23 protein-coding genes and 1 tRNA gene are annotated in these 22,964 nt (G+C 47.8%); 11 read left to right on the top strand and 13 right to left on the bottom strand.

What is annotated here, in order from left to right; all coding sequences use genetic code 11:
• Nucleotides 1–310: 310 nt before the first annotated feature.
• Nucleotides 311–877, bottom strand: a complete 567-nt coding sequence (locus tag EYZ66_RS03195; protein WP_009577081.1) for a hypothetical protein — start codon at nucleotides 875–877, stop codon at nucleotides 311–313.
• 18 nt (nucleotides 878–895) lie between these two features.
• Nucleotides 896–3,166 (bottom strand): S8 family serine peptidase, encoded by a 2,271-nt coding sequence (locus tag EYZ66_RS03200; RefSeq protein ID WP_009577082.1) that lies wholly within the window; start codon nucleotides 3,164–3,166, stop codon nucleotides 896–898.
• Nucleotides 3,167–3,723: 557 nt separating this feature from the next.
• Here EYZ66_RS03200 and EYZ66_RS03205 point away from each other — a divergent pair.
• A complete protein-coding gene (locus EYZ66_RS03205) occupies nucleotides 3,724–4,230 on the top strand; it encodes a hypothetical protein (RefSeq protein ID WP_009577083.1) in 507 nt (168 codons plus the stop codon).
• A 220-nt stretch (nucleotides 4,231–4,450) separates the two neighbouring features.
• Here the strand turns inward: EYZ66_RS03205 and EYZ66_RS03210 are convergent.
• A tRNA-Leu gene (locus tag EYZ66_RS03210) sits at nucleotides 4,451–4,537 on the bottom strand.
• Between the two features lie 151 nt (nucleotides 4,538–4,688).
• On the opposite strand from EYZ66_RS03210, the gene EYZ66_RS03215 reads away from it, so the two are divergent.
• From EYZ66_RS03215 to rlmB, 3 genes are all read left to right on the top strand, one after another.
• On the top strand, nucleotides 4,689–5,651 hold the full coding sequence (locus EYZ66_RS03215) for a zinc metalloprotease (protein WP_139042649.1): 963 nt from the start codon (nucleotides 4,689–4,691) through the stop codon (nucleotides 5,649–5,651).
• Between the two features lie 139 nt (nucleotides 5,652–5,790).
• Nucleotides 5,791–8,274: a ribonuclease R gene (gene rnr, locus EYZ66_RS03220; protein ID WP_009577255.1), complete on the top strand. Its 2,484-nt coding sequence runs from the start codon at nucleotides 5,791–5,793 to the stop codon at nucleotides 8,272–8,274.
• Nucleotides 8,271–9,041 carry a 23S rRNA (guanosine(2251)-2'-O)-methyltransferase RlmB gene (gene rlmB, locus EYZ66_RS03225; RefSeq protein WP_160195592.1) on the top strand — a complete coding sequence of 257 codons (771 nt, stop codon included), beginning with the start codon at nucleotides 8,271–8,273 and terminating at the stop codon, nucleotides 9,039–9,041. The genes rnr and rlmB overlap by 4 nt, the downstream gene beginning before the upstream one ends.
• Here rlmB and EYZ66_RS03230 read toward each other — a convergent pair.
• The 7 genes from EYZ66_RS03230 to EYZ66_RS03260 form a co-directional block, all read right to left on the bottom strand.
• Nucleotides 9,038–9,331, bottom strand: a complete 294-nt coding sequence (locus tag EYZ66_RS03230) for a copper resistance protein B (protein WP_083814436.1) — start codon at nucleotides 9,329–9,331, stop codon at nucleotides 9,038–9,040. The genes rlmB and EYZ66_RS03230 overlap by 4 nt on opposite strands.
• 399 nt (nucleotides 9,332–9,730) lie before the next feature.
• The gene (gene tnpC, locus EYZ66_RS03235) at nucleotides 9,731–11,305 is read right to left on the bottom strand and encodes an IS66 family transposase (protein ID WP_160195550.1); all 1,575 of its coding nucleotides are present in this window, start codon (nucleotides 11,303–11,305) and stop codon (nucleotides 9,731–9,733) included.
• A gap of 89 nt (nucleotides 11,306–11,394) precedes the next feature.
• Entirely contained in the window at nucleotides 11,395–11,730 is a 336-nt protein-coding gene (tnpB, locus tag EYZ66_RS03240; RefSeq protein WP_009576859.1) for an IS66 family insertion sequence element accessory protein TnpB, read from the bottom strand.
• Nucleotides 11,727–12,107, bottom strand: coding sequence for a transposase (locus EYZ66_RS03245; RefSeq protein ID WP_160195549.1), 381 nt, complete (start codon nucleotides 12,105–12,107; stop codon nucleotides 11,727–11,729). The genes tnpB and EYZ66_RS03245 overlap by 4 nt, the downstream gene beginning before the upstream one ends.
• Before the next feature lie 181 nt (nucleotides 12,108–12,288).
• Nucleotides 12,289–12,639 (bottom strand): hypothetical protein, encoded by a 351-nt coding sequence (locus EYZ66_RS03250; RefSeq protein WP_040817443.1) that lies wholly within the window; start codon nucleotides 12,637–12,639, stop codon nucleotides 12,289–12,291.
• 6 nt (nucleotides 12,640–12,645) lie between these two features.
• On the bottom strand, nucleotides 12,646–13,479 hold the full coding sequence (locus EYZ66_RS03255) for a GNAT family N-acetyltransferase (RefSeq protein WP_158027017.1): 834 nt from the start codon (nucleotides 13,477–13,479) through the stop codon (nucleotides 12,646–12,648).
• A gap of 17 nt (nucleotides 13,480–13,496) precedes the next feature.
• Entirely contained in the window at nucleotides 13,497–14,681 is a 1,185-nt protein-coding gene (locus EYZ66_RS03260) for an acetyltransferase domain-containing protein (protein WP_009576905.1), read from the bottom strand.
• A 290-nt stretch (nucleotides 14,682–14,971) separates the two neighbouring features.
• Between EYZ66_RS03260 and EYZ66_RS03265 the strand changes: the two genes are divergently transcribed.
• The 7 genes from EYZ66_RS03265 to EYZ66_RS03295 all read left to right on the top strand — a co-directional run bounded on the left by EYZ66_RS03265 (nucleotide 14,972) and on the right by EYZ66_RS03295 (nucleotide 20,151).
• Nucleotides 14,972–15,337 carry a copper resistance CopC family protein gene (locus EYZ66_RS03265; RefSeq protein ID WP_040817437.1) on the top strand — a complete coding sequence of 122 codons (366 nt, stop codon included), beginning with the start codon at nucleotides 14,972–14,974 and terminating at the stop codon, nucleotides 15,335–15,337.
• Nucleotides 15,338–15,351: 14 nt separating this feature from the next.
• A complete protein-coding gene (locus EYZ66_RS03270; protein WP_009576904.1) occupies nucleotides 15,352–16,200 on the top strand; it encodes a CopD family protein in 849 nt (282 codons plus the stop codon).
• 19 nt (nucleotides 16,201–16,219) lie between these two features.
• Nucleotides 16,220–16,603 (top strand): hypothetical protein, encoded by a 384-nt coding sequence (locus EYZ66_RS03275; RefSeq protein ID WP_009576903.1) that lies wholly within the window; start codon nucleotides 16,220–16,222, stop codon nucleotides 16,601–16,603.
• An 89-nt stretch (nucleotides 16,604–16,692) separates the two neighbouring features.
• The gene (locus EYZ66_RS03280; protein WP_235714746.1) at nucleotides 16,693–17,304 is read left to right on the top strand and encodes a HupE/UreJ family protein; all 612 of its coding nucleotides are present in this window, start codon (nucleotides 16,693–16,695) and stop codon (nucleotides 17,302–17,304) included.
• 23 nt (nucleotides 17,305–17,327) lie between these two features.
• Nucleotides 17,328–17,894 carry a hypothetical protein gene (locus tag EYZ66_RS03285; RefSeq protein WP_009576901.1) on the top strand — a complete coding sequence of 189 codons (567 nt, stop codon included), beginning with the start codon at nucleotides 17,328–17,330 and terminating at the stop codon, nucleotides 17,892–17,894.
• A 14-nt stretch (nucleotides 17,895–17,908) separates the two neighbouring features.
• Complete coding sequence (locus EYZ66_RS03290) at nucleotides 17,909–18,643, top strand: DUF4198 domain-containing protein (RefSeq protein WP_009576900.1); 735 nt, start codon at nucleotides 17,909–17,911, stop codon at nucleotides 18,641–18,643.
• Between the two features lie 20 nt (nucleotides 18,644–18,663).
• A complete protein-coding gene (locus EYZ66_RS03295) occupies nucleotides 18,664–20,151 on the top strand; it encodes an aldehyde dehydrogenase family protein (RefSeq protein ID WP_009576899.1) in 1,488 nt (495 codons plus the stop codon).
• 11 nt (nucleotides 20,152–20,162) lie between these two features.
• Here the strand turns inward: EYZ66_RS03295 and EYZ66_RS03300 are convergent, their stop codons facing one another.
• From EYZ66_RS03300 to EYZ66_RS14390, 3 genes are read right to left on the bottom strand one after another with little or no spacing between them, the layout of a single operon-like run.
• Entirely contained in the window at nucleotides 20,163–21,296 is a 1,134-nt protein-coding gene (locus tag EYZ66_RS03300; protein WP_009576898.1) for an NAD(P)/FAD-dependent oxidoreductase, read from the bottom strand.
• On the bottom strand, nucleotides 21,289–22,674 hold the full coding sequence (locus EYZ66_RS03305) for an FAD/NAD(P)-dependent oxidoreductase (RefSeq protein WP_009576897.1): 1,386 nt from the start codon (nucleotides 22,672–22,674) through the stop codon (nucleotides 21,289–21,291). Before EYZ66_RS03305 ends, EYZ66_RS03300 begins: the two co-directional genes overlap by 8 nt.
• Nucleotides 22,659–22,964, bottom strand: coding sequence for a 2Fe-2S iron-sulfur cluster-binding protein (locus EYZ66_RS14390; protein ID WP_040817433.1), 306 nt, complete (start codon nucleotides 22,962–22,964; stop codon nucleotides 22,659–22,661). Before EYZ66_RS14390 ends, EYZ66_RS03305 begins: the two co-directional genes overlap by 16 nt.

The following is a 22,964-nucleotide window of genomic DNA, read 5'->3' on the forward strand; positions in this document are numbered from 1 at the left end:
TTTATTGTGGAAATATATGAGTTGTAACTAACTGTGATAGCTATGTTTTTTCTGAGGCTGACTCAGGTTCGAATCCTGAAGGGCGGGCCAAATAATTTGTATATGTCGTTGTGGAGTTCGGGGATTGAGGTAATAGCCCTTCCATCTCTATCGGCTTCAGGAGAGGCTTAACAACATCTTCGAGAATAGCAAAGACTATTGTGGTGCAAGACAAACTAAAAATAAGTGCGGGGGTCTGGTAGTTACCGTTTAGTCACGGATAAAATAAAGCTCTACAATTGCAGAGCTTCATTATTTCGCTGATTAAGGCTTACTGGTTAGTGTATTTTCTCTCCATAATATCCAATCTGGCTGTGCTGATTAAGCCTGAAGCTTCAATTTGCTGCAGTAATGATACTAGCTCAACATCATCCTTCGGCTGCACAACATATACGCCAGCACTGCTGGCCGAATGAACAACTCTCAGGTTGAACTGCCTTAACAAGCTATTGATACCAGTATCTGGTTTCGCCAGCACACTGATATTACCAGTTACTACGCCCATCTCACCTGTGATCCTGCTGCGCACTACAGAGTTGCGACGAAACTCCAGCATTTGGTCAACATCGGTATCGGCAGTACGGGCGACCAGCGTCATATTACCAATACCCTTATGGCTATTATTACGATTAGCTAAAGCCTGCGGTACTGCAATCAGATCTGGTTGCAGTTGATACACACCATATTTACCGGGCTGATTAGCGTTAACTGTCATACTGGGCTTTTCCACAGTACGCGTGTTGTCATCTTGCAGCAGTTCGTTTTTCAAGTCCTGCGCATAGGCAGTATTCATTAACAGGCAAAGAGTTGTTGCTAAAATAGATATTTTGTACTTCATAAATAATTTCCTTGTCTATTAATGACCAAATACCCGGACCGCGACGCCTTCCAGCACTGAGTTCTGCGCGTTATTAGTGTATCCATTCGGCCAAAATGAGTACGGTGCGGGGTAGTCTGAGCCATTAGTGTCGACAACACGAACATTCCAGGTACCCTGCGCATTTTCACCATAAAACGTGTTTGACAAAAATACCGAATTTTTCAGGATATAACCTTGATTGTATCCGGTAGAAAAATCAAACGATGGTTCAGCAATGGCTTGTTTTGACGACAATAACACGCTGGTAGTACCACTTGGTGATGTTACTTCAATCGCCAAGTCAATACCCGCTGTGGTCTGACTTGGGAATGAGTTTGTGAGTAGCTCAGGGTTAGCTATGTCAAAGGCAAACTGCACACCTTCAACCGTTATCTCTTCGATAACTTCCAGCGTGTAGCTTACGCCTGCTGCTGAGTTATCCGGCACGGATAACGCCAGTGAATCTTCACCAGCCTGACTACCTGCGGCCACCCAGTCAGTGAACCTTTGTTCTGGCAGTGGGTTGGTATAAGTTATCCCCATTGCAACAGCAGCACTGGCATCAACACGACCAAAGCCATATAGGTTGTTGTGAGCATAGCCAGCAGCGTTTTCTACCCAACCAGGATGTGCAACAAATTCGCCATCGCCAACCCGTATTACGACTTCTGTGTTTTGTGGGTCAACTTTAGTGCTGGTTTTTACCAGAATATCGCGGATCTCGCGATAAGACAGGTCAGGGTTAGCACTGTGGATTAACGCTATAACACCAGCCGCGTTTGGTGCCGCTGATGAAGTGCCGTTAAAGGTGCTGGTATAATTACAGCTTGGGTTTTCCGGGTGCCCTGGAGAGTCAAATGGCGTAAAAGCTGCGGTAAACTCTGGCCAGCCACCGGCGTCAACGCTTGGGAAACCACTGTAACCACGTAAACAGGTCATCTGGTCCGTGGTAACCATAGCGGGCGCTAAGTCACCGTATTCACCGGCAGGTGCAGAAACCAACACGTTAGCACCCGCGGTAGAGTAGCTGGTGTGCTTTCCATTTGAATTAACTGCAGCTACAGAGAAGTAAAAGGGCGTATTTTGTGAAGGCTCAAAGTTACCGTTTAAACAGGTAAGACCTAACGCTCTAGCTGGATCACAAATACCATCTGCCCAGGTAACGCCGGGACTGCGGAAAGTGTTACCACTGGATTTAACGTTAACGGCCCCTAAACCCGAGCGCAATTCCATGGCTGAGTAGCTTTGTACTGCTTCTTCGAATAAGTCGTAAGAAATGACCGCCGGGTAGCTAAAGCCATAGCTACGGTTAAATACGGTTAACGGCTCAGACACAGTGATACCGCTACCGGGTATACCGTGACTTAAGAGGTTATTTAAATCAGATTGCGCTTCCAGGTAGTTCATACCGATCAGCTTGGCGTGTGGAGCAACACCCCGGCCACCCATACCATTCCAACCTTCAGCAGCTATCAAACCGGCTACGCTAGTTCCGTGATCACCAAAGGCATCAGTTGAAGTAGGGTCAGTGACATTCAATGCACCCGGAATCATGTTTAGAGAACGGTTTGGCAGAATGTTGCCAGCTAAGTCTTCGTGTGCTAGCTCCAGACCAGTATCAACTATAACCGCAATACTGCCGCTGCCGGTAATACCTTGCCCGAATGCAGCAACAACATTCATATCCTCCCCTGGCACCAACATACTTGGGTCGATACGGGCGGCAATCCAGATATCAGCCTCTTCTTCAGAGTAGCCCAAATCACTAATTAAAAATGCCTTTATGGCGTCAGAATCCATCGAGTAGGCTTTTTGGCCGGTATTTCTCAGGTGCCATTGCTGATATCCCAGTGGGTCCGATGCCGGTGCCGCAATCGTCAGTGAAGCGCTGGCAGTTGCACTGCCATCGCTGACGGTGTAACTGATAGTGCTGACGCCATCTTTCAGAGGCTGGAAGCTAAAACCGGTACCCTGGATGCTCAACAGACCATTTTGCAGAGTGTAAACGCCCTCGCTCGGCTGAACTGCCACACCATTTTCTGCAATAGCGGTGATAGACAGCGTATCGTTATCCCTGTCAGAGACCAGAAAGTTACCCTGTGTACTCTGCCACATATATGTTGTTTCCAAGGCTACATTTTGTGCGACCGGGGCTATGTTTTGCGGGACCGGGACTGTATTGCCACCACCGCCACCACCGCAAGCGGTGACAGATAATACTGCGGCGATCGCAACGCCGATTGGTCTGTATTTATTGCTGTTCAACATGTTCGCCTCATGACCGGACTGGAATTTATGTCTGAACATAACAAATGCATGCAAGAAACAAAAGTTTTTTGCAATTTAGAACCAATGGTTTGCTGAAGAGCATTTTGAAGCGCAGTCATTATCGTCTAAAAGTAGCGAAGACAGCTGGATAGCCAAGACGATGCGTGTCATTGAAAAAATTAGACTGCAGTAAATAAACTAAGTTATTTTAAACAAAGTTTTGTTCTTGGGCTGCGCCTGCGAAGAACTTTTTACTGTAGACTTTGTTTGTTGCGATAGTCTTCACTCCCCGACAGGGTGATCTACCGCGATTGAGTGAAAGAAGTCCCATCTAATAAATGAGCGCCATTGAGGTTGCGATATGCCAAATAACATTCTAAAAGCAACTCTCCTGATTGCCTTAATCTTTACTCTTCAAGCTTGCGGAGGTGGCGGTGGAGGGTCCGCGGGTTCGCCACCAAGCCCAACATCCAATAACCCTCCGCCAGCGACCCAAAACAACGCTCCTGTAGCAGTGATCAGCCCAGCAACTGCAGAGTTCATATCAGGTTCTGTGGTTGAATTTAGTGCTGATCAAAGCCTCGATAGCGATGGCGATGAGCAAGGTTTACGAGGATTACATCAGTTTACTCGAGACCGCCAATAGCGACGTTCTAGCCGATATTGACCTAGAACGTAAGGCGCAAGCACTTCTTAGAGCGAGGGGTTGGAATGAAGGCGTTATGAGCATTGACGACCCATACTTAAACAGCAATGCAATCGAGTACTTTCTGGACAGCGGTGAATTCGACGATTTCTTCGAGTACACCAAACACCCAGAACTGCAAGAAAAGTCACCAAAAGTAAGGGTGCATGAACGAGCGTGGAAAAAGCTGAAGGAACCACCGAATAAAAGAGGGCAAAACGCAAAGCTCTTCAGCGAAATCTTTGAAGACTATTGGTCCAAGAACAAAATGACAGAGCAGAATCAGACACATCGCCGAAATCGAGAAACTTGGAAGAAGTTCTTAAGCTGCAACGCTGGCGATACATTGGCAACTGAACTAGTGGCGATTCAGAGATAGCATATCCAAAGCCCTTTCTCATGTATCTGCCATGCAACTACAGATACAAAAGATCTTTGTCCCCCTCCCCCGCCCCGTAAAGAGACCCCACCCCTGCTAAAACTTTACAGAAATTCTTACAGGAGTTGCATGATTCTTACAGAGATCGCTACAGAAATTGACTTTACAGGGATTTAAACTGCTGATAAAACAGAAGCTTAGAAAGTGTCTAAGAATACTATGGTGCCCAGGAGAGGACTTGAACCTCCACGCCCTTGCGAGCACCAGCACCTGAAGCTGGCGTGTCTACCAATTTCACCACCTGGGCAGGGGATGAAGCGTCTAACTGACGGGACGCGAAATATACTTCCGAGTCTGACGCTTGTCAAAGACAATAATAATCAAGGCAGCAATTTGGCATTGATAATTAATCCGTAACGGATCTATAGTTAACAAAAAGTTAACAAATGGTGGTCGAGATGCTTAAAAAAATAACAACTGCGGTGGCTTTGGTATCACTAGGGGCGATGGGTACGGCGAGTGCAGCACCCAATGAAAAAGCCTTTGAGAACGCAAACCCCAATGCGGCATTCTTACGCTGTGGCACCAAACATCCGAGCCCGGAAGAGGCCGAGCGCCTCGAAAAACGCTTCCAGCTCGATAAGCTTTCGAAGGCCGCTAAAAAACCTTCGGGCACACCTGGCGGTGGCGGTAACTCTGGAGGCGGTGGTGGCGGTGGAGGTACTGATCCAGGTCCAAGCTTACCTGCAGATGGCAGCATTTTAGTTGATACCTATGTTCACATCATTTGCAGTGATTCCGGCGTGTGCGCCGCTAATGCGAATCAAGTAAACGATCAGATGAATGTGCTGGTAGCCGCCTTCGCTAATACGCCTTATGCGTTCCAATTGGCAGGTATTACGTACACGAACAATTCCTCGTGGCTGGCTGCCGGGCCGGATACTACAGCTGAAATGGCGATGAAAAGCGCCTTGCGTCAGGGTGACAAAGGCGATTTAAATTTGTACATCAGTAATCCAGGTGGAGGCTTACTGGGTTGGGCAACTTTCCCCTCTTGGGTTGATAATTTAGCAGACGATGGCGTGGTATTGCTGGGGGCGTCATTACCCGGTGGAAGTGCATCACCTTACAACTTGGGTGACACCGCAACGCACGAGGTCGGTCATTGGTTGGGCTTGTATCATACCTTCCAGGGAGGTTGCCGCGGTGCCGGAGATTATGTGAGTGATACTCCTGCAGTGCGCACAGCTAATTACGGCTGCCCTGTAGGAAATGATAGCTGCCGTAAGGATCCTGGTGATGACGATGTCTTCAACTTCATGGATTACACTGACGATTCTTGTATGTATCGTTTTACTGACGGCCAAATCATCCGAGCGTTTGAGCAATCAGGCGCCTTCCGTGATTTGACGGGTTTATAGCGGTTAGACCTAACATAGTGCAGTTTCGAAAGGACCCGCTCGGGTCCTTTTTTCTGTAGTTGAGCGCCGCATTGCGCTAATGCTGGGTTTATCGGCTAGGTGGGCGTATCATGAGGTCTCTTAAAACAACCGAGCACCTATGGCTAAAACACCAGGTAAACAAGACACCACGTCCGGTCCAGAACAATCAAGCGCGCGCAAGCCCTACAAGCGTAAGGCTAAGTCTTCTGATAAGGCGACCGCCCAAGCGTATGATGCCGTGGAAGTTGGCGTTGACCCCAACGCGGCGCGTGAAGCACAAAAATACGACAATCCCATTCACTCTCGCGAAGCATTGATTGCTTTGCTCACCGATATGGCAGAGCCTTTGAACGCGAATCAAATTGCGCGTTTAATTGATATTGATTCGCACGAGCAAATGGATGCTTTGCATCGTCGCCTGCGAGCGATGGAGCGCGATGGCCAGTTGATGGTGAACCGCAAGGGTGCCTACGGTATCGTCGAGCGGATGCATTTGCTGAAATGCCGCGTGATTGGTCATCGCGACGGTTACGGTTTTGCGAAGCCCTTAGATGATCCAGATCATGACGATTTATTTTTGTCAGCCCGGCAAATGGATAAAGTCTTTGACGGCGACGAAGTGTTGGCCATGATTACCGGGGTTGATCGTCGCGGTCGGGCCGAGGGTAAGATTGTCGAGATTCTAGAGCGTAAACGCCAGCGCATTGTGGGGCGCTACGAATCTGACGCCGGCTTTGGTTTGGTTGTCCCTGAACACGCACGTATTACGCACCAAATTATCATTCCTGCAGGCTGTCAGGGCAATGCCAAGCATGGACAGGTGGTGACGGCAGAAATTACCGACTTCCCTGAGCGCGGCAAGCCCACCAAGGGCCGTATCGTTGAGGTCTTAGGAGATCATTTAGATCCGGGGCTTGAGATTGAAGTCGCGATACGGTCGCATGATATCCCACACGAATGGCCTGAAGAGGTTATTAACGAAGCGGGCCATTTGGAGTTTGAGCCGCTGGATGACGACAAGTTGCACCGTGTCGATTTGCGCGCGCTGCCCTTTGTCACCATTGATGGTGAGGACGCCCGCGATTTTGATGATGCCGTGTATTGTATGTCGCGCCCTGGTGGTGGATTCACCCTGTGGGTGGCCATTGCCGATGTGTCGCACTACGTAAAACCGGGGTCGCCATTGGATGGCGAAGCGGTGGTTCGGGGTAACTCGGTGTACTTTCCGGAGCGGGTGGTGCCTATGCTACCCGAGGCCTTGTCGAATGGCTTGTGCTCGTTAAAACCGCATGTCGATCGCTTGGCCATGGTGTGTGAAATGGCGATTACACGCTCGGGCAACATTAAGTCTTATGAGTTTTATGAGGCGGTTATTCACTCGCATGCGCGCTTAACCTACACCGCGGTGGGCGAAGTTTTAGAGAACGGCGAGTCAGAGAATGTTCCCAAAGAGCGCTATCAAGATATCGCGCGTTTGCATCGTTTGTACAAAGTATTGCGCGCAGCGCGAGAAGCACGTAAAGCCATCGACTTTGAGACGATAGAAACCCGTATCTTATTTGATGAGCAGCGCAAAATCGCAGCAATTGTGCCGGTGTTTCGCAACGATGCTCACAAGATTATTGAAGAGTGCATGCTGGCGGCCAACGTGGCTACGGCCAACTTATTCGAGGCCCACAAACTGCCCATTTTGTTCCGAGTGCACGAGGGTCCAAGTGGCGAGCGCTTAGCCAATTTGCGACAGTTTTTGGACGAAATGTTCTTGCAGCTAGGCGGTGGCGAAAAGCCCACGCCCGAACACTATCACGACCTGCTCGAACGCGTTAAAGACCGCGACGATGCGAGTGTGATACAAACCATGATGCTACGTTCGTTGAGCCAGGCGGTGTACAAACCTGATAATAACGGCCATTTTGGTTTGAATTACCCGGCCTATTTGCATTTTACATCGCCGATTCGACGCTATCCCGACTTGTTGGTCCATCGTGGCATTCGGCACTTGTTGCGCAATGGCCATAGCGCTCAGCATTTACGCCGCGTTGATCAGGCGCCGCCGCTACCTAAGGAGCACATTTTTCCCTACGACTTAAAAGCCATGCTGGGCTTGGGTGAACATTGTTCCATGACGGAGCGACGCGCCGATGACGCGACTCGCGACGTCCAGTTGTGGTTGAAGTGCGAGTACCTGCGCGAACGAGTTGGGGATGTGTACAGCGGTGTGATTGCCTCGGTCACGGGCTTTGGGTTGTTTGTCGAATTGCGCGATCTTTATATTGAGGGTCTGGTACACATTAGCTCGCTACCGGGTGATTACTATCGTTATGAGGCGGCACATCAGCAGCTGGTCGGTGAACGTAGCGGTAAAACTTTCCGCTTGGGTGGCAAGGTAACAGTGCAAATTGCGCGCGTTGATCTTGATGATAAACGCATCGATCTTGAATTGCTAAAAGCCAATATGCCCGACGCGCCCTTGGGCGCCCGGCGAGCCCTGAAAAAGGCCTCAAAGTTTGACGCGCCTGCCAAGCGAAAAGCGCGCGGTAGCAAAGGTCCAAAACGTGCGGGTGGTAGCAAGGTGGCAAAAGGACGACGCAGCAAAAAATGAACCGTAAACAGACAGTAATTTTTGGTATTCATGCGGTTGAAAGTGCCTTAAAGCAGCGTCCACGTGATATTCGTGTGTTGCAATTGGTCGAGGGCCGTGACGATCGCCGTTTGAATGCGTTGGCCGGCTTGGCACGCAATCAAGGTGTATCTATCGAGCGCGTCAGTAAAGATACTTTAAAAGAAATGTCGTTGGGCCGGCATCAGGGTGCGGTCGCTGTTATGGCGGGCGCGTCGGTCGGTGGGGCAAAAAAAGAGCTATTAGAAGCGGATTTGCCCGAGCTTATCGCACAACAAGACGGACCGGGCTTGTGGTTAGTGTTGGATGGCGTGACCGATCCACACAATCTTGGGGCGTGTTTGCGCAGCGCCGATGCGGCTGGTGTTACAGCCGTATTGATTCCGAAAGACAAATCAGCCGATATTACGCCGGTCGTTAGCAAAGTGGCCTGCGGGGCGGCAGAGACCGTCACACTGGTGAAAGTCACAAACTTAGCCCGCGCGTTAGAGACCTTAAAGCAGGCCGGTGTCTGGGTTTACGGTATGGCAGGCGAAGCTGAGCAGACGCTGTATGATGTCGATTTAAGGGGTTCGGTGGCCATTGTAATGGGTGCTGAGGGTGATGGTCTTCGTCGCCTCACGCGCGAGACCTGCGATGGTTTGGTCAAGCTACCCATGCTGGGTAGCGTAACCAGTTTGAATGTGTCGGTGGCGACCGGTATTTCATTGTATGAGGTGGTGCGTCAGCGCTCACTAGTGGCGAACTAAAAGCTCGCTGTTACACCGATTATCCAAGACGAGTCGTGTGTTACGTCGCCTTGTCGTCGAAGTTCCTTAGCTTCGTTGGCATAAACACGACTCCATACAAAACCGAGGTATGGTTTGACGATGGTATTCGTGTGGTAGATGAGTCGAAGACTTATTTCGCTCTCTTGAATACCATCGGGGGAGTCGGAATTAGAATCGTTGAGTACCAAGGCAGTTTCCCATTCGGCACTGAGCGTTAGGTTTTCTGCCACGAGTGTTTCTCGTTCGAGAACGATTTCTCCTCGTTGAATCTCGTTATCCTAAAAGTAAGTCTGCTCTAGCTCGAGGTTATAGGGTAACTCTGCGGAATGAACAACAAGGTAGTCGGTCTGTTGCAAAGACCTCTCCCCTGTTGAGGAAATCCCTATACTCAGAGCACCAAACCTACTGTCATAAACTTGACCTAAGACTCTAAGTTCTTGGTCTATGGTCTGTCCCGCTAAGTAGCTACCCTCATAACTCATGTTAAGAGGAAGTTTGTCAGAATTATTATCGTAGCTAATGCTCCAATCAATACTTTGGGTGCCCTTGTCCGGAGAGCGCTCAAATTCCTCGATATTAATTCCTAAAGGTTCCGCAAGAATTTTGGTGGCAAAACAAATTGTAAAGACTACTATGGCTGAGACTTTGTAAGCGTCCGGTAAACCCACCTAGACGCGTGATCTCCAGTTGTGAGGCAACAAGCCCTCAAGATCCGATTGCTTAGCTGTCGGTAAACGCTCCAGCACCTCTTTCAAATACCGCTGCGGATCAAGCCCGTTGATCTTCGCTGATTGAATCAAAGTCATGATGTTGGCCGCCCGCTGACCACTGCGTAAGGATCCTGCGAACAACCAGTTCTTGCGCCCAAGTGCCCACGGCCTGATTTGGTTCTCAATCCAATTGTTGTCAATCGGGATTGCACCATCATCCAAGTAACGTTTTAGCGCAAGCCAACGCTTGAGAGTGTAATCAATGGCTCTGGCGCTTCGACCACTGTCGGGCAGACCTTCGCGTTCACGGATTAACCAATCATGCAGCCGTTCCAGAATAGGTTTCGCCTGTGTTTGTCTCAATGCGTAGCGTTCATCAGGGCTTAAGTCAGCCGCTTCACGCTCAATGGTGTACAGGGAGCCGATAAGCCCCATCGCCTTGTCCGCAATGGGACTGGCATGATTCACCTGCAGCTCATGGAACTTACGCCTTGCGTGTGCCCAACATGCGACCTCGGTCATACCCAGACCAAAGCCCGCTTTATAGCCGGTATAGTCATCACACACCAAGTAACCCTGCCATCCCTCTAAGAACAAGCGAGAGGATTCTCCCGCCCGACTGGGCTGGAAGTCGTACACAACAGCTTGGGTTGAACACCAACTTGGCGTGGCATAGGCCCACACATACGCCTTTTTGGCTTTTTTGCTACCAGGCTCTAGCATATTCACCGGTGTTTCATCGGCATGCAGGATAGGTTGCGCTAACAGTGAGGCGCGCAGCGCCTCAACTAACGGGGCAATCTCATAACCACAGCGGCCGACCCATTCCGACAGCGTTGTGCGCGGTAAGTCCACACCGGCACGTTGGTATATCTGCTGTTGTCGATACAAGGGTTGATGATCGGCGTACTTCGAGACTAATACGTGTGCGAGTAAATTGGTGGTTGGAATTCCTTTATCAATCACATGCGCATCAACAGGCTTTTGCACTACTGTTTCGCACTGACGGCACGCCCACTTGCTGCGCACATGCTGCTCTACCGAGAACTGCCCTGGCTCGTAGTCTAGCTTCTCGCTGATATCGTCGCCCATGTGAACCATTTGGCACCCGCAGCGGCATTCGGTCGACTCAGGATCGTGTCGCACGATCTTGCGAGGTAAGTGCGCAGGTAATGCTTGGCGTTTGGCGACTTGCTTTGTTCTGGGCTGCTGACCAAGATCGCGGGTGTTTTGCTCAAGCTCGAGCTCGATGGTACAGACGTCTTCGTTGACAGCTTCATCGAGTAAACGTAACTGTGTGCTACCGGTTTGCTCGCTACTGCGGTCGAACTTGTGGCGTTTAAGAATGGCGAGTTCGTGCGTGAGCTGTTCATTGCGCAAACTCAAATGGGCAATCGTATTGTCGCGCTTAACAATCTCGTTTTGGTATCGCTCCTCATCGTTTTGCTTACGGTTGAGCTCATCAAGCAATCGCGACGAGAGGTCGCGTAGCTGCGATTCGTTTAAGCTCTTGAGGTCAATATCCATACTCATAAGGATACTGTGCCAGCTTACGGATCGGTGTTCTATCGAGAATACGGCGACTTAGTTCTCTGGTAATTCAGCCGATAATTTGCTCTGATTCACACCCGATCAAAGGCGTGTATTTTACTGGCGTATTGCCAGGGTAATCCCACCATTAAAGACGCCAGCTGCTCTTGATCAAGCGCTATCGCAGCACCTTCGCGTAAGCGAGACCAGACGAATTTGCCTTGGTGCAACCGACGGGCCGCCAGCCAAACGCCGAAGGCGTCAATGATGAGTACCTTGACACGATTACCTCGTTTGTTGGCGAATACATAAGCGGTGTGCGGCGTTGCTTTACCGAACTGCTTAATGACGCGAGCGAGTGCCGTATCGGGTCCTGCTCTCATGTCCATGGGTTCGCGTGACAGCCAAACCTCGTTGACCTCGATCATGACAGGAGTTGCCGGATCCAGACCACTGAGCTTTGAATCTCCTCCAGCGGCCAGTCTATGTTTAGGCAATGCTCCTTAATTTGCAGGTTCAATCGCACGGTACGTTTAGATGACGCAGCTTGCGTGGAAACTGTTGTGTCCATTGATGCTGGCACAGAAGTCACAGGTGGCGGCAGACGTACAAATTCTGAGGGCTTGTTCTGTCGCGCTAGGTGGCGCCATTTATGCACTAGGTTGTGATTTAGCCCGTACTTCATGGCGACCGCTGCGACAGACTGATCGCCCGCTTCGCACTCACGTAAGACCTTCTGCTTAAACTCTGGCGCGTAGCGCCGGCGTTCCTTAGCACGCTTAGCGCGTATGACTTTGTATTCCATAATAGGTGCCCACTTAATAATAGGTGGGCACCTACGTTACCTTAATTCGAACCTATGGCTAGGTGGGTTGGCCGGACGCTTACGAGACTTTCCCTGATCGGCTAACAAGAACAGGTCGATTTTGAATACTCATATTTCTTCCTTAAAAACATGCTAAAAAAATGGCGCGTATTAGGTGTTTTTAATAAGAAATAGGGGGCCTTAATTGAGTAACCTGTACGATGCTGTGCTTTAAATCCGCCAGCAATGAGCGCGAAAATTGTTTTATTGGCGGGTTTGCTATAAGTCTAGAATTGAGCAGAACAGGAACGTCCAAACACTTGAAGTGGTGATGATGTTTGTCTTTATCTAATGGGTCAGTTTGAAGGTCATGTGACTGAAATTCTTTGATCGGTGCCTCGTGATCTGATTCACAATGGATGTTGATGTCTGTTTCTAATTGATGCTCCAAGGACAGCGAATGCGGTGTGCCTATTGAACTGAGCAGCAAAAGTGCAATTAGTACGCGCGTGATTAATTTATAATGACGCATGAGTAACTATCCAAGAGCCTGCGAGATAGCCGCATACGTTGTTAATTCAGTGTTTTTGTTGCGCTCAATTGGTGGGTACTTACCTTTGTGCATGAGCACGCCTTGGTACACTTCTCGTAGACCGCTATTATCGAGTGCGTGAGCAGCTTCTTTGGTTAAATTACTACAATACAAATCGGATCGGATAAAACCATTTGCGAAGTGAGGCAACTGTTGCCACCATTCAATAAGTGCTTTATCAGATGCACTGATCAGGGGCCCGACGACAAGGTTGATGCCGGTTTTTCTTACCATGCCGGCCGCTATCGGTTTATTATTTTTGTGTAGTACAAGAATTTTTGATGTGTCCGCGAAAGACTCCAAAATTTTTGCACGTGGTATTCCTGTTGCTCGCAGATCGAATTCACAAAAATCTTCTAAAGACATTTCTTGTAGCGTTGATACGCCACTTTGCGGATCCTGGGCATTTAGATTGCCCTGATATTGTGAAATATAGCCGACTGTATTAAATCCTAGACGTTGATACAATTCTAGACCCGCAGGTGTTGCGATTAAGCTGAAGGCTTTTGCGGTGCTCTCATTCATCAGCTTAGAAAGCATCCGTTTTGCTATGCCCTGTCGCCTAAAATCACGGGCGACAATGACCATCCCTATGGTCGCCAAACTGTTGTCGTCGCAATGCCAAATTAGCGCTGTGCCGATAAGTTCATGATTGTAAAAAGCGCCAATCGAAATCGATTGTGTCAGTTGTAACTCCCAATCACCGAGAGTATGCGGCCAACCCTCTTGCTGGCTAAGAACTTGGCAACGGCTCGAATCTTGATGACTGAGTGCTGCCAAGTCTATACCTGAACGAATCAAAGATAGCGCCACAAAGGGTTCAAGCTGGTGTGTTTGAACTTGGCGAATCGTTTTGTGGGGAAATACAGCACAATTGCGAGCGTTACTGTCCCTATCCAAACCCAATAGAAATCATCTACGCCATACAGGGAGCCTTGGTTTGCACCGAAGATCGCTATCAAGATCTGATAGATAACGAGTAGTGCATACAAATGTAAGATGTAAAAAAACATTGGCGCTGATCCGTAGACCTCTAGGGCATCTAACAGTTTGTTTTTACGAGGCTCGAGCCATACAAGCAGTAAAAAGGCAATTCCGAGTGTAAGTAAAAGGAAGTCCAACGATGGTGGGTATTTAGTGTAATTTAAAAATGACATAACGCTCATAATCGTGCTGTCATACATCTGCCATGGGAGTGTCTCACCGTAAATGTTAAAGCCGCGAATCACTAAAAGCAGTGTAAGACATGCAAGCGCGAGCTGAATGAGTTGTGATTTTCGACGTTCGCCACTGTAACTACTTGCATATATTGGTCCAGCAAAATAGCCCAAGGCGATAACGCCAATCCAGGGTAAGACAGGGTAAGAAATTTTTACTTTGATAGGGCCTTCTGCGACCAAGAAGTTTCGATCGTGCAGGATTGTCCAAAGGGAATATCCAAATTCGTTCGGAGCAAATGTAATTGGCGTTAGTAAATTATGTCCAAAGACGATAATAAACCCAATTGCTCCGATAACGCGGAAAGGCAGTTTAACCATAAAAGCTAGCGTAATCATGCTTAGTCCGATAGCCCACATTACTTGAAGCCATAAAGTATGGTATTCGCCCATCCAGGCAAAATTAATGACGGCGACCTCAATGAAGACTAAAAAAAGCCCGCGTTTGAGCAAGAAGTCCGTTGCTGATCTAGTTTTTCCGTTTGCAGGGTGAGAATATAACCATGCTGACAGGCCAGTTAAGAACACGAATACAGGCGCGCATAGATGAGCCGCAAGTCGGGTGAAAAATAGTTCAGGCGACGTTGTGCTAACGTCCATGGGGTCACTGACTTGCATATGGAGATATATGCGTTCTCTGACATGGTCCATTAGCATAATGACCATGACGATTCCCCGCAAAACATCGATCGAGGCTATGCGTTTCTTGATTTCCGTTTGTTGGGCAAGCGTTGTCGACCCGTCGATACTAGCTGATGTACCCATATATTCTCCTCGCTACTGTGTATTAGCTTTTCTTTTTCAATAAGCTTACCTACGGAACTGCAAATATTCTGCCGTTTTGATAGTACTTGATGAGTAGTTCTTGCCGAGTTGAGCGCTGATAGAAGCAAAACCGAGTAGTGTGTGAAAAACATAGTGTCAGTGGACTGGTGGTTTATGCTGTCATTCAGTTCAAATTCAGCACTTGTCAGTGCTTAGAATCTTGCATAAGGCAGATCATGCGCGATCTGCACGAGTAAACTGAACTGAGTCGAAAATTTTGGGGGGTTTTCATGAAAAAAATCGTGCTAGCAATGCTGTTGGCTGTTTACACTGCCTCATCTTTAGCCCACGTAAAGCTGACATCTTCTGCACCGGAGAAAAATTCGGTGGTGGTGAACTCAGTCAGCACTATTCATTTGGAATTTTCTGGCGATGTAAGGTTGGCCCGCCTACAAATTCTTGATACGCAAGGTGGGGCCACAGAGGTATCTTTTGAAAAAGATACTCAGGAAAGGTCTACGTTTGATATCGAGCTTAAATCGCCTTTGGCTACAAACGGGCGGTATTTGCTTAAATGGAGTAGTTTGGGTGGTGACGGGCATGTGATGGTAGGTACCGTTCCTTTCGAATTAAATATCTCTGATCAGAATCACTAGGGCCGGTTGGTCTGATGCCTTGGCTTCTTACCACCCTGTTTAAGCTCCTCGGCTACATTGGTCTTGTTGGGCTCGTTGGTATTTTTTCTCGATCCTTTGTCAGTCTCGCCCCGTTGCGGTTGGCGCGAAGAAGCTCTTTGGATATGGGATCTTTGCCTTATGTTGTCGTTATTGTCCTGAGCGCTCTTGGGTACTTATGGATGAAGGTTAGCGAAATAACTGGACAGCTTCTGCCCAGCTCAGAAAGTACTGAGTACACTCAACTGGTTCTGAATAGCGCCGTTGGAGATAGTCTAAAACTAAAAATTTTAGGGTGCGTATTTGTCCTTAGTGTGAGTACCGCCATATTTGTCACGAGGCGGCAAGTTTGGCTGCCCGTTTTAGTAGTCGGGGTAATGATAATTACGTCGTCATTTGCTTTGTCAGGCCACACAATGACTTGGGGAAGATCGTATCAGGCTGCTTTAACTTTGCATCTTGTTGCTGTGGCGTTATGGTCTGCGACCTTAATCTTCGTTCTTTTGCCCCAATGGCTATACCGCGACGAGAGGTTATTGGTGGTTAGGAATTATTCGTCCGTTGCGCGCTGGCTCGTGTTGGCAATTGTAGTTTCGGGGGGGTATTTGGTGGTGGGCGCTTATCTGGATCCCAATCACGACTTGCCAGCCTATTGGTTTACCCTTGGCTTAAAGATCTCAGTATTAGTCGTCATATTTGGTTTGATTTTTTCGCACCATAAATGGTTGGCACGTTCGCAGAATACTGCCGATTATAAAATTAAAATAACGAATTCAATGAGGGTGGAGATAGCGTTGCTACTCTGTATTTTGTTCATCTCAGCTAATTTATCTGAATTAGGTTAATGAATTGTTAGGAGGAATTATGGCTGTAGTTAACAGAGCGTTGTTGGTCATTGTGTTGTCGATTTGCGCAATCAAAGCGAGTGCTCATGGTAGCGATATGCCGTTGCACGGAGGTATTGTCAAAATAGTGGGTGAGATGTCATTTGAACTGGTGGCACTAGATTCGGGTACCGAAGTTTATCTTATTGATGATGGAGATCCCGTTGATTCCTCCAGCGTTAGTGTCTCCATTAAATACGGCAAGGGCGATGGAAAAACTGTAATCGATCTTGAACCGGCTGGGCCTAACAAATTTGTTGCTAGCGAAGTACTCCCGGGCAATAACATGATATTGGTGGTGGTAACGCTTCCAGATGGTGTGTCGCGTATTGGGGCAAAGTTTTCTCCATTAAGCGATAGCTAGACGTGAAAAACCTATACTTGCCAGCGCGTTACTTTAGTGTGTTCGTAGTTGCAATCATGCTTTTCAGTGGTAACGCATGGTCTCACGGAGTGGCTGATACTGATCGAGAATTCATTATGTCGATCAGCGGCTCGCAGTTTATCCCATATGTCTATTTGGGCGCTAAGCACATGTTTACGGGCTATGATCACTTGTTATTCATTTTTGGCGTCATTTTTTTACTTCGCCATTATCGTGATGTGGCCGTACTCGTAAGTTTGTTCGCCCTGGGGCACAGCATTACCTTGCTTGCAGGGGTTCTATTTAGTATTCCAGCAAATGCTTATTTGGTCGATGCAATCATTGGCTTTTCAGTGGTTTACAAAGGTTTTGATAACATTCAGGGTTTTGATCAACTTTTCGGAGCTTCTCCCAACCCTAAATTTATGGTGTTGGGTTTTGGCTTGATTCATGGGTTTGGCTTATCCACCAAATTGCAAGATTTTGAACTTCCCGCGCAAGGGCTGTTGGGGAATCTGATCGCTTTTAACGTGGGTGTTGAAATCGGCCAGTTTCTCGCATTGATCTGCATGTTGATTGTTATGGCCTATTGGCGAGCTCAGCCCAATCACCTTAAACAAGCATATTCTGTCAATGTGGTTTTGATGACACTGGGTTTCATGCTCACATTTTTTCAACTAGCGGGTTTCATCTTGTTGTGAGTAACAAAGTAAAGGGAAACAACATGGGTTCGAAAGATAAAACAGGTGACGGTAAGCCAGCGTTTAAGGGTGTTTTAGTAGCGTTTTTAGGCGCAGCGTTGATAACGGTTACCACCGTATTACCCGTGGAATATGGCATTGATATAACCGGCTTCGGAAAGTTATCGGGCTTGTTGCGGAATAAAAAAACTCCAACTCTAGAGCTAAACGACTTCGTTGCCCCAGTAAAGAACGCAATTTTAATTCAAGACACACCATTGCAGATACTCAACCGAACGATAGTGTTAGAAGAGTATGAAGGCATTGAATTTAAGTTAGACCTAGCGGAGCAACAAGCAATTAACTTTCACTGGCATTCCTCGGGACCTATTTTTTCAGATATGCATGCTGAACCCTATGATGCTGCGCCCAACGAATTTGTAACGTATTGGAAAGAAAAGGAGCAGTCAGGGGGGCAAGGTACTCTGATTACTTCATTTGCAGGGCATCATGGCTGGTACTGGCAGAATATGGGTGAAGACACCATAACCATTGATATTGTTATCACAGGTTTTTTTGACGAAAAATTAATAGACGTAACAACAAAGTAACTAGGAGTTTACTCATGTACACAAAAGCTATAAAAGTTATTTTATTACTTACCTTAACAGCGGCGACTCAAGTTCAAGCCCACGGTATTTGGTTTGCGCAGCGAGCGACACAAACGGGGCTAATTTATGGCGTTGGAGCCGATGATTTAGACATGGTAAAACGGTTGCCTTTGATAACTGATTTTGCTGCTTATGATGAAAACTTAACGGAAGTTGAAGCAGAATTAGCGGTTGCTGGTCCTGTAGTATTGGTCGTCAGTGATTGGCAACCCACTGTGATGACGGCAGAACTCAATAACGGCATTTGGAGCAAAACAGCCGACGGGCGTTGGCACAAAAAAGGTTTAGACGAAGTGCCTGATGCGGTCATCGCAGAGCGAACGATGAAATACGCTGTGCACGTTAAAAGTAAGCTGAACAAGCCCTTGGGCAACTTACCTGGACAAAAAGCACAAATTATCCCAGTGGGTGGTTTCTTACCTGAAATGAAGGGCGATATATTACAAGTACAGGTTCTATTAAATGGAAATCCAGTCACAGGCGCTGCCATCAAAGAAGACTTTGTTAATGATCCAGATCAAACACCTATACTCACTGATAAAAACGGCATGGCGACCATTGGTATTCGCAATCAGGGGCTTAACGTTGTCGCTGCTATTATTGACGGACCATCAGATGATCCAGCTAAGGTGAGAAAAGTTGAGTACTTGGCGACTTTGTCATTTGTGTTAGAGCACCTTCCTGAGTAGTTGTAACGAGATTGCAGTATATGTCTTTTGAACATGTAAGTTTTTCACCCGATGACGTCAAGTTCCCCGAGCACCATTTTGTGGGCGGGGAATGGCTTGTCGGCCAGAATAAAATCCCAGTATTTCGGCCATCCGACGGCTATCTTTATGCTCAATGTGATGACGCGTCAGATGACCTAGTGCATGAGGTTGTACTTAACGCTAAAGAGGGATTGGCTACTTCAGGTTGGGCCAACTGGGCACCGCGAGACAGGGCAAAGGTCATGCGTGTGTGGGCTGACTTGGTTGAACGTGAATCCGTTGCATTAGCCAGAATCGAAGCACTGGGTTCGACACGGCCGATCAAAGATGCTGTCGCGTGGGATGTGCCGTACACCGCTGAAACCATTAGGTTCTATGCGGAATTAGCGGATAAGCACGGGGGTAAAGTCGCCGCGACATCATCAAGTCTCTTGGGTTTAGTTATTGCTGAACCTATTGGCATTGTTGCGGCGATCGCTCCGTGGAATTTTCCGCTTGTAATGGCAACCTGGAAGGTCGCCCCCGCGCTTGCTGCAGGAAATGCCGTGGTGTTAAAGCCATCAGAGTTGACACCTTTTTCAGTGCTACGACTGGCTGAGCTTGCGCATCAAGCAGGTATTCCTGAGGGTGTTTTCAATGTGGTAACAGGGCGAGGTCATACAACGGGTAAAGCGCTGGTTAAGCACCCTCTGATCGGGAAAGTGACGTTCACCGGGTCTACTGCAACAGGGCAATTGATCATGGAAGAATGTGCGAAATTTGGCCCTAAACCAGTCACATTAGAACTAGGCGGGAAAAGCCCTCAAATTGTTTTTGCTGATGTGAAAGATCTGGATAGTGTTGCAGCTACGGTTTCACGAGCTATCTTGAACAATGCCGGGCAGGTCTGTAACGCAGGTTCAAGGCTGCTTATAGAAAGGTCAATTGCGACCGACTTTATCCGTAAGCTAAAGCGTATGGCGAGCGATTGGGTTGTAGGCCCAACCTGGGATTCCTCGACAAGCTTTTCACCCATCGTCAATAAGCGCCAACTAGATGGTATTCATTCCGCTGTTTGTGATGCTATTGCTAAAGATGCTGAGTGCGTATTTGGCGGTAAGGTCATGGACGAAGGCAGCGGTGGTGCTTTTTACGAACCTACTTTATTAAGCACCTCAGATAATACGCTCGCGGCAGTGCAACATGAATTGTTTGGTCCTGTTATGACCGTGCAGGTATTCGATTCTGAGCAAGAAGCTGTTGCTTTAGCCAATAGCTCAAATTACGGGCTCGCAGCCGGCGTGTTTTCAGACGACGTGCACAGAGTGTTGAGGTTAGTGAAACAAATCGAGGCAGGAAACATTTGGGTGAATCGTTATGGGCGCAGTAACGATTTTATTTTGCCAACCGGGGGGTTTAAGTCTTCGGGAATTGGAAAAGATTTGGGTGTCGAAGCCTTTGAAGCGAATCTTCGCCATAAAGCGGTGTTGATGGGAATTCAAAGCTAAACAGAAAGGGCTTAATTCGTGGTGAAACGGCCGATTGAAAATGGGGCCAAATCAATCGTCGTTTTACCTTCTGTAATCAACTCGGCTAAAGTCTCGCCTACACCAGGCCCTATTTGAAATCCAGCACCAGAAAAACCAAATCCATAAAAAAGGTTTGGAGTTGTTTTGCTTGGACCAATGATAGGTTGCCCATCGGGTGTGTACCCTTCAGTGCCTGTCCAAGTTCTAATAACATTTAATTTGGCAATTTCAGGCGCTAGGCGATGTATTTGTTGCCATTGGCTTAGCACGTTTTCTGGTCGCACTTTTGTGTGCCCCGTACTCGGCTGGCCTATTGATCGATAGCTACCGCCAATGATGATGTTGCCTCGTTCAATTTGCCGAAAGTATATGGATTCGTATTCGTTTGAGGTATATACGCCCACAGACGGAGCGATAGCGTAAGTACATGGCTCAGTCACGGACATTGTTGGACCAAAGCTGGTTAAAGAAACAGACTCTCCAAATTCGCTAGTTAGACCACTACTCCATACGCCGCTCGCTATCACTAACTTTTCAGCGCGGATGGCTATGGAGTTTGAGCAGTGCACAATAAAACCGCTTCCATACGTTTCGATTTTATGTACCGCAGTATCTTCTATTATTTCCGCTCCGTGAAATTGAGCCGCTCGTCCGAAGGCGGGAGAAACAAGTCGAGGATTGGCATGTCCGTCTGCAGGAGATAATGATCCGACTTCGACTTCGTCTGAAAAAAATGGGTATCGCTTTTTGAGATCGGCTTTGCTTAATATTTCCAGATCGAGATCATATTCTTTCGCTTGCTCGGCATAATTTACAAAAGCCGCTTCGGCACCTTTATTGTTTTTATACGCTATGCGTATATGTCCAACAGGTCTAAACTCTAAATCTACCCCGACCACTTCCTTAGCGGATCGCCAAAAATTGTTGGCACGAGCAGCCATAGCCAACTGTGTCATTGGCCGGCCTTGCCGTCTGATGTTGCCAAAATTTGTGCCGCTGGCATGTTGGCCCAATCGGTTTTTTTCGAGAAGGATGACGTTTATTCCGGCCTTCGCCAAAAAATAGGTACATGAGGTTCCCACTATCCCTCCGCCTATTACCAATACGTCCGCATGTTTATTCATCAACCGAGTCTCCCGCTAAGCGCATCGATGTCGGTTTAATGGGAGCTTGTGCTCTTAAGCGACCAATATCGGTTAGTGGTTTATTTGCTATCTGCGCTAGTGTGGTGGCTTGTGCGTCGGCGCAATACCGACCCTGGCAGCGTCCCATTCCTACCCGAGACATAGCTTTTACTCGATTAATTTCGGGGTGGCCGCTTAAGGTGACCCCCGACTTCACCTCATGCTTTGTAATGCATTCACAGCGGCAAAGAATTGTTGAATCACTCATCTGTTCGACAAAATGCTTTGGCCAAGGAAATGCAGTTTGTATTCCGCTGGCAAAAATTTCCCATTTTTGTAACTTTTGTATGAGCTTCGATACTGTTTTAGCCGACACACTTATGCCGGCGTTTCTGAGTACAGTGTGACCTACCAGCTTTCCTTTTATCTCCGCCGCATCGGCCCCCAAAATCTTTGCCCCGTCACCAGCGACATATACATTGGGCACTGACGTCAGTCCTTCTCTGGTCTGTTTTACCAGCCATTGTTGACTGGTGGTATCGAAGGTAAATTCGCAGCCTGCTAAATCTGCCAGTTGTGTCTCTGGGCGTAAGTGATAACCAAGTGCAATTGCATCGGTTTTAACGGTAATTGTTTTGTCATCGACTTCATAGGTAAACCCAGTTACACCGTCGGTGTTGTTTTCAATTTTAATCGGCTTAATGCCAGCTCGAATTTTTATCCCTCGCATCAGTAGGTCTACGGTAAGCTTTACACCGTTTATAAGCACTCTAGGTTGTGCGAGTAGCTTGGGTAATGCTAGGAGCCTTAGATACCAGGCAGATGTATCAAAAACGCCAGCAACTTTGATGCCTGCTTTGGCATATTGAGCAGCAACTAAATAGAGCAAAGGGCCCGATCCCACAAACGCTACTTCGCGGCCTATACTGCACGCTTGTGCTTTTAACGCGATTTGTGCCGCACCTAAAGTGTAGGTGCCTGCGTGTTCCCAGCCTTCGATTGGGAGAATGCGGTCGGTTGCGCCGGTACAGATAATGAGTTGCTTAAATTCTATAAGTTGTAGCTTCCCTGCATAATTAGCGAATAAAGTATTTTCCTCTATCGCCCATATTTGACAGCCTAAAAATAGAGTGCATTTTGCTTGTAACTGAACGAATCGATCGTGCAATGCTTTGGCTTTGCTGTGCTCGGTGCCATACAGTTGCTGATATGACCTTTTGAAATTTTCAGGTTGTTGGCGATATATCTGACCGCCAGATCGAAGCGATTCGTCTATCAGGCAGACGTCTAAACCACCATCGGTTACTACCTGTGCCGCATTTACTCCGGCAGGGCCCGCGCCTATGACGACGACGTCAAATTTCAACGTGTCGGCCATGTGATACCTTTAGGTGGAGAATAATAAACCTGTTTGTTTTCGGCAAAAGTTGAGCAGGCTCTGATAGTTTGGCCCGTAGCGTCGATTAGAATGCAATCTTGGCATGCCGCCATCAAGCAAAATCCAGCTCGCCTCTCATCACCGAATTCTGAGTCTCGAATTTTATCCTGATGGCATAGAATAGCGGTGATCAGTAAGTCGCCGTCGTAAGCAGGTATTTCAGTTCCGTTTAAAGTGAATGAAATTTTGTCTCTATGCCGCTCGTCGACACGTACAAATCGAGGTTTCAT

The sequence above is a fragment of the Aequoribacter fuscus genome, assembly GCF_009910365.1.
In the GTDB taxonomy this organism is placed as follows: domain Bacteria; phylum Pseudomonadota; class Gammaproteobacteria; order Pseudomonadales; family Halieaceae; genus Aequoribacter; species Aequoribacter fuscus.